The sequence below is a fragment of the Actinomyces bowdenii genome, from assembly GCF_017592395.1.
GTDB lineage: Bacteria > Actinomycetota > Actinomycetes > Actinomycetales > Actinomycetaceae > Actinomyces > Actinomyces bowdenii.
The window spans coordinates 84620-90931 of the sequence record NZ_JAGFOU010000013.1 but is presented as its reverse complement, the minus strand read 5'-3'; the positions used below and the strand labels follow the sequence as shown (position 1 = coordinate 90931).

The following is a 6312-nucleotide window of genomic DNA, read 5'->3' as shown; positions in this document are numbered from 1 at the left end:
CCCCCCCCCCACCGGGTGGGCGCTCAGCCTGTGAACAGCGTGCCCTCCAGGTAGGCCCGGGCCTTGCGGGCGTACCCAAGGGGGTTGGCGATGGCCGGGTCCTGCTCGGCCTCCACCAGGATCCAGTCCCGGTAGCCGTGGTCGATCAGGAAGCGGTAGGGCTCGGTGAAGTCGATGGTGCCATCCCCCGGAACGGTGAACATGCCCGCCAGGAAGGAGTCGAGGAAGGAGCGCTCGGCGGCCCGGGACTCCTCCAGCTTCTCGGGGCGCACGTCCTTGAAGTGCACGTGCTTGACCCGGTCGATGGTGGCTCGCAGCAGGCCCATGACATCGCCGTCGCCCACATAGGCGTGCCCGGTGTCGAACAGGAGGGAGACCCTGGCGGGGTCGGTCATCTCCATGAGGCGGATGGTCTCCTCCTTGGTCTGGATCACCGTGCCCAGGTGGTGGTGGTAGACCAGCTCCAGGCCGTGCTCGTGGGCGATCCCGCCCAGACGGTTGAGGCCCTCGGCCAGGACGGGCCACTCCTCCTCGCTGAGCACCGGCTTGTTGGTGAAGATGCAGACGTCGCGCTTGCCCTGGACCGAGCCGGTCTGCTCGGAGACCACGACGCGGGTGGCCCCCAGGTACTCCAGGTAGGAGCAGGTCGCCTCGAAATCGGGGATGACCGCCTCCACCCCGTCGCGCACGATGAAGGAGGAGAACCACTGCGCCACGATGGCGATGCCGCGGGCCTCGGCGGCGGCCTTGACCTCCTCCCTGGGCGGGAAGAACCCGGCGCACTCGGTGCCGGCATAGCCGGTGTCGGCCAGGTCGAGGAGCATGTCCTCCAGGGTGTTGAAGGCGCCGACCTCGGGGATGTCGTCATTGCGCCAGGTGATGGGGTGCATGCCCCAGCTGATGCCGTGGGGGTCCTTGATCGCGGTGCTGGGGTCGAGTCGGAAGGCCATGGTCCTCTCCTTCATTGGCTGTCGGTGGTGGGGGGGTGGAAGGCGGGGCGGTGGGTGGGCGGGGGGGGGGGGGGGGGGGGGGGGGGGGGGGGGGGGGGCGCCCCCCCCCCCCCCCCCCCCCCCCCGGGGGGGGGGGCGCCGGCCGCCGCCCCCGGGGCATCAGGAGTAGCGCGCCTCCATCTCGGCCTCGATCTCCTCCAGGGACTTATCCGAGGTCTCGGGCATGATGCGCAGCAGGATGACGGCGATGACGAGGTTGAGCACCCCGTAGATCGTGTAGGTGTAGCCGCCGCCCAGGGTCTCCATCATCCGCGGGAAGGTCCAGGTGATGATGGCGTTGGCCGTCCACATGCAGAAGATCGCCGTGCCATTCATGACCCCGCGGACATTGGCGGGGAAGAGCTCGCCCATCATCGTCCACACCACCGTGCCATTGGAGGATTGGACGATGAGCATGAACACGGACATGAGCGCCAGGATGAGGTAGGCGGCCCAGGCCGGCGGGGCGGTGTGCTCGGCCATGTGCGGGGCGATGAGGAACTGGAAGGTGGCGGCGATCCCCAGCAGGCAGATGCCCACGCCCGTGACATCGGCGATGAGGATCTGGCGCCGGCGGAACCTCATGATGAGCCAGATCCCGATGGCCGAGCCGATGACGCTCATGACCCCATTGGCCACCTGCGCGGTGATCGCCGAGGAGGTGGACATGCCCGCGTACTCCAGCACCTTGGGCGCGTAGTACATGACCGTGTTGACGCCGGTGGTCTGGTTGACCACCGCCAGGAAGATGCCCACGCCCAGCAGCTTGCGCAGCCAGGGCGTGGCCAGGACATAGCCCAGGCCGCGCTTGGCGGACTCCTCGGCCAGCTCGTGCTGGCGGGACTCGGCCATCTCCATGAGCTCGTCGACCAGGGGGCCGTCCTTGTCCTCATCGCGCACCCGCTTGAGGGCGCCGATGGCCTCGTGGAGGCGCTCCTTGGCCACGTACCAGCGCGAGGACTCGGGCATGAGGCGGATGCCGATCCACAGGGCGATGGCGGGGATGGTGCACAGCACGAGCATGTAGCGCCAGGTCTCGCCATTGCCCCAGGAGATCACCAGCTGGTTGAGGAAGGCGTGGTACTCATCGGCGCTCATGGTGCCCCCCTGGGAGGCCTGGAGGGAGCGGATGGTGTCGTAGGCGTACTCCCCGGGGGCCAGGGTTCCCGAGGGGTCGGCCTCGATGGCGATGCGCGGTCCGCCCTGGGCGTGGCTGATCGCCGCATTCATGGCGAAGGCCAGGAGCTGGCCGGTGACGATCATCAGCTGGTCGATGGCCACGATGGAGCCGCGGATCCGCTTGGGCGCGGTCTCGGCCAGGTAGACCGGGACCGTGGCCGAGGCCCCGCCCACGGCGAAGCCCAGGACGACCCGGAAGGGGTACATGATCCACACGTTGGGGGCCAGGGTGGTGCCCAGGGCTCCGACGACGAAGAGGATCGCCAGCAGGGTGATGTTGTGGCGGCGGCCGTAGCGGTCCGACAGTCGGCCGCCGATGAGCGCCCCCAGGGCCGCCCCCACCAGGAGGGTGCCGCCGATGGCGCCCTCCTCGAAGGCGGTCAGCTGCAGGCCCTTGGCGGCGAAGGGCATGTACATGAAGGGCAGGGCCCCGGAGATGACCCCGGTGTCGTAACCGAAGAGCAGGGAGCCCAGGGTCGCCACGGCGGCCACGGCGAAGATGCCGCGGTGCTTGCCCGAGGGCGGGGTCTGGTCCACCGCCTCGCGCATCTGCTCCTTGGTGATGCCTCGCAGGGAGAGGCCGGTTGCTGTCTGGCTCATGTGCGGGTGTGCTCCTGTGATTCAGGCGCCGGTGGCGCGGTCGAAGGTGGTGGGGCCGCTGACCGGCGGCACATCGTGCCACTGGCCGTCCTCGGCGGAGGCGATGATGGCCTGGTCGACCTCGGCGGCGCACCAGGCGTCGGCGGCCGAGGGGGCGATCTGCTCGCCGGTGAGGACCGACTCCAGGAATTGGGCCGCCTCGATGCACTTCATGTCGTCGAAGCCCATGGAGGTGCCGATGGCGGGCTGGAAGCGGTGCCACTGACCCCACTGGGGCCCGGCCATGGCGCGGGTGTAGCCGTGGGTGGCCCCGCCGTCCAGGTCGGTGCAGACCTCCAGCTCGTTGAGCCGCTCGAAGTTCCAGCGGGCCGAGCCGCCGGTGCCGTAGACCTCGACGACGTACTCGGCCCGCGGGCCCACGCTGACCCGGGAGGACTCCATCGTGCCCACGGCCCCGCCGTCGAAGCGCACGAGCATGGCCACGTAGTCCTCATTCTCCACGGGGCCCACCTCATCGCCGATCTCGAAGCCGGAGTGGCCGATGCCCATCCTGGTGGGGATGGGCCGCTCGGTGATGAAGGTGCCGGTCTGCGCGCTGACCGAGGCGATGCGGCCCACGACGTACTGGGCCAGGTCGGCCCCATGGCTCATGAGGTCGGGGACGACGCCGGCGCCGGCCTTCTCGCGCGATGCCCGCCAGGTCAGCGGGCTCAGCGGGGAGGAGTTGTAGTCGGCGATGAACCACACCCGCACATTGGTGATGCGCCCCAGGGCGCCGTCGCGCACGAGCGAGCGCAGGTACTCGATGGCCGGGGTGTGGCGGTAGTTGAATCCCACGGCGGTGACCAGGCCGGCGTCCTGGGCCGCCAGGGCGATCCGGCGGGACTGCTCGGCGCTGATGCCCATGGGCTTCTCGATCCAGAAGGGCTTTCCCGCCTCGATGGCGGCCAGCGCCATCTCGTGGTGGAGGAAGTTGGGGGCGCAGATGGAGACGGCCTCGACCCGCGGGTCGGCCAGCAGCTCCCGGTAGTCGGCGTAGGCGCGCTCGAAGCCCAGGTCCTCCACCGCCTCGGTGCGGATCTGCTCGACCGGGTCGGCGGCGGCCACCAGGTGCGGGGCCACCCCCAGCTCGGGGAATCGCTCGGGCACCGATCGGTAGCTGCGTGCATGGAGGCGGCCCATCCATCCCAGCGAGATGACACCGATGCCCAGGGGTCTTTTCTTGGTCATGATCGTCCTTTCCGACGGCCTTGTCGGGTGCTGCGGCAGCAGCGCGGCAACAGTGGGAACGCGCGTCAGCAACGGCGTGAAGCGACCGTATCAGAACCTAGTTTGTCAGGACAAGTGCTTGAGCGGGCGATTCGTGGAGGAGCGCACCACCAGGTTGGGGCGCACCGTCCGCGTGGGCGGGGCCTGCCCCGTGCCCCCATCGATGAGCAGCTCGACGGCGGCGCGCGCCAGCTGCTCGGGGCGCTGGTCCACGCTGGTCAGTCCGAACTCCGGGCGGGAGGCCAGGCGCGTGTTGTCATAGCTGGCCACGGCCAGGTCGGGTCCCAGCCGCCTGCCCAGGTGGTGGGCGGCGGCGACGATATTGATGGCCAGCACGTCGTTGTAGGCCACCACGGCCACCGGCCGGCGGTGGCCCTCCAGGGCGGTCTCCAGGGCCATGAGCGCGCCACCGGTGCACTGGATCTCCTGGGCGGTCATCCCCCGGCGCCGGGCCTCCTGCAGGCAGGCCCCGGCCCGCTCCGCCGCCAGGTGCTCGTGCATGGGTGCGGCGGGGGAGAGGAAGGCCAGGTGCCGGTGCCCCTGCTCGTGCAGGTGGGACACGACCAGCTCGGCGGCCAGGGCCTCATCCATCCGCGCGGTGCGCACCGGGGACCCGCTCAGGCCCCGGTCCAGCAGGCACACCGGCAGGCTCCGGCCCAGGCGCTCGATCTCCTCGGGCTCCAGGCGCGTTCCCGGCAGCACGAGGCCGGTGGGCCGCATGCGCCGCGCCTCCTCGAGGGTGGCCCGCTCCATTCCCGTCTCCAGGTCCGAGGCCAGCACCACCAGGCTGTGATCGGCCTTGAGGCAGTGGTGGCGCAGGTGGCGCACGAGTGTGTCGAAGAAGGGGTTGTCCAGGTAGGGCAGGATGACCACCACGCGCCGGGAGTGCTGCGAGGCCAGCTCGCTGGCCGCCGCATGGGGCTGGTAGTCCATCTCCTGGGCGATGCGCAGCACCCTGTCGCGGGTCTCCTCGGAGATGCGCCCGTTGCGGTTGAGCACATGGGAGACCACGGAGCGCGAGACTCCCGCCGCCCGGGCGACATCGAGCTGGGTGACGGGCCTGCCGGATCCGTCCTGCGGCCGGCGGTCGTCCCCGTGCGGAGCGCCGGCGCTCCGGCGGCTGGGCCTTCCTCGGTCACTGGTCATGGCTGGGCCTCCTCGGGCCTGCTGCCTGGGCCCTGTGTCAGGGTGCGCCATAGCCCGAGCGGGACGGCGGCAGATGGGCTATTGGGGCGTGGCGCCCTCAGGGCCGGTCGGGCGGCACGTTGATCCCAACCTGTTCCGCGCTCGGCAGCGTTGCCGATATTGTCTTGAATGCATGCGGCTCTCATTCTGCTGACTATCAGCAATTGATCATATTCGTTGATCGCCGGCCATACTCCCCGGCCGTGGTCCCGGGAATCGGATGGTTCCCCATGCCTGTGATTCTCCCATCCCTCACGCTAAGCAGAGGAGGGGAGCCCTTGTCAAGGGCGGAGGGAACCATTGAGGGGATTGATGAGGGCTTCTTAGGCTTCTCGTGTCCGCAGAAGGATGGAAGCGGTGGCGGTGGTGGCCATATCCACTGCCGCTTCCCGCGGAATTCCGGCTCTGGATGGCGGCACTGCGGCCGCGCCCATTCCGAGATGAGCGCCCAGTGGCCGCCGCCGCTGCGCCGCCGGGCCCTGGGGCGGGCCGGTCCTGCCCCAGGGGCCTGTGGCGCCGCATGACCCACTCACCGTGTCAGAAAGGAATGATCCCATGTCCACCGCACTCGTGCCGACCTCACTCGCCCGGCGCCTGACCGGGGCGGCTGCCGCCCTCCTCCTGGCTCTCGGCGCCCTGACCCTTCCCTCCTCGCCCGCCAGCGCCGCCGAGCGCGACGGCGTGTGCGATGTGGGGGAGGTCTGCTTCCACTACAACAGCGATCAGAAGGGCGCGGTCTCCGACTTCACCGGCTCTATGCGCAATTACGGCTCCAGTCAACCGGGTTGCTACGAGTTCAAGAGCCCTGACAAGGATGCTGCGGGCAGAGGGGAGTGCATGAAGAACAACACCGCCTCGGTGACCAACCGCACGGCGCACCCGGTGACCGTCTACTACAACTCCAACTACGGGGGGCGGAGCCAGGTCATCCCCGCGGGCGCCTCGGCCAATCTCGATCCCGCCCTGAAGAACAACAACGCCTCCCACCACGTGGACGCCCCGAGCTGCCATGACGGCGTCTGCGCAGTGTGAGCCGGTCTGCGCAGTGTGAGCCGCAGGCCCCTGCGCGGCTCCTCCCGGGGCGCGGGGT

5 protein-coding genes are annotated in these 6312 nt (G+C 69.9%); 1 reads left to right on the top strand and 4 read right to left on the bottom strand.

The genetic code is table 11. The annotated features are described in order from the left end of the window. Positions 1-23: 23 nt before the first annotated feature. The 4 genes from iolE to J5X07_RS07405 all read right to left on the bottom strand — a co-directional run bounded on the left by iolE (position 24) and on the right by J5X07_RS07405 (position 5183). Positions 24-950: a myo-inosose-2 dehydratase gene (iolE, locus tag J5X07_RS07420; protein WP_208479216.1), complete on the bottom strand. Its 927-nt coding sequence runs from the start codon at positions 948-950 to the stop codon at positions 24-26. Between the two features lie 159 nt (positions 951-1109). Beyond that, a complete protein-coding gene (locus tag J5X07_RS07415) occupies positions 1110-2768 on the bottom strand; it encodes an MFS transporter (protein ID WP_124932590.1) in 1659 nt (552 codons plus the stop codon). A gap of 21 nt (positions 2769-2789) precedes the next feature. Further along, the gene (locus J5X07_RS07410; protein ID WP_208479214.1) at positions 2790-3998 is read right to left on the bottom strand and encodes a Gfo/Idh/MocA family protein; all 1209 of its coding nucleotides are present in this window, start codon (positions 3996-3998) and stop codon (positions 2790-2792) included. Between the two features lie 105 nt (positions 3999-4103). Beyond that, positions 4104-5183, bottom strand: a complete 1080-nt coding sequence (locus J5X07_RS07405) for a LacI family DNA-binding transcriptional regulator (RefSeq protein ID WP_208479212.1) — start codon at positions 5181-5183, stop codon at positions 4104-4106. Positions 5184-5777: 594 nt separating this feature from the next. Here J5X07_RS07405 and J5X07_RS07400 point away from each other — a divergent pair. Beyond that, positions 5778-6254 (top strand): peptidase inhibitor family I36 protein, encoded by a 477-nt coding sequence (locus tag J5X07_RS07400; RefSeq protein WP_124932587.1) that lies wholly within the window; start codon positions 5778-5780, stop codon positions 6252-6254. Positions 6255-6312 lie beyond the last annotated feature (58 nt).

What these genes read in the sequence shown, in the direction of transcription:
- J5X07_RS07405 (WP_208479212.1), bottom strand. Translation starts at nt 5,183, where the DNA reads ATGACCAGTGACCGAGGAAGGCCCAGCCGCCGGAGCGCCGGCGCTCCG.
- J5X07_RS07415 (WP_124932590.1), bottom strand. Translation starts at nt 2,768, where the DNA reads ATGAGCCAGACAGCAACCGGCCTCTCCCTGCGAGGCATCACCAAGGAG.
- J5X07_RS07410 (WP_208479214.1), bottom strand. Translation starts at nt 3,998, where the DNA reads ATGACCAAGAAAAGACCCCTGGGCATCGGTGTCATCTCGCTGGGATGG.
- J5X07_RS07400 (WP_124932587.1), top strand. Translation starts at nt 5,778, where the DNA reads ATGTCCACCGCACTCGTGCCGACCTCACTCGCCCGGCGCCTGACCGGG.
- iolE (WP_208479216.1), bottom strand. Translation starts at nt 950, where the DNA reads ATGGCCTTCCGACTCGACCCCAGCACCGCGATCAAGGACCCCCACGGC.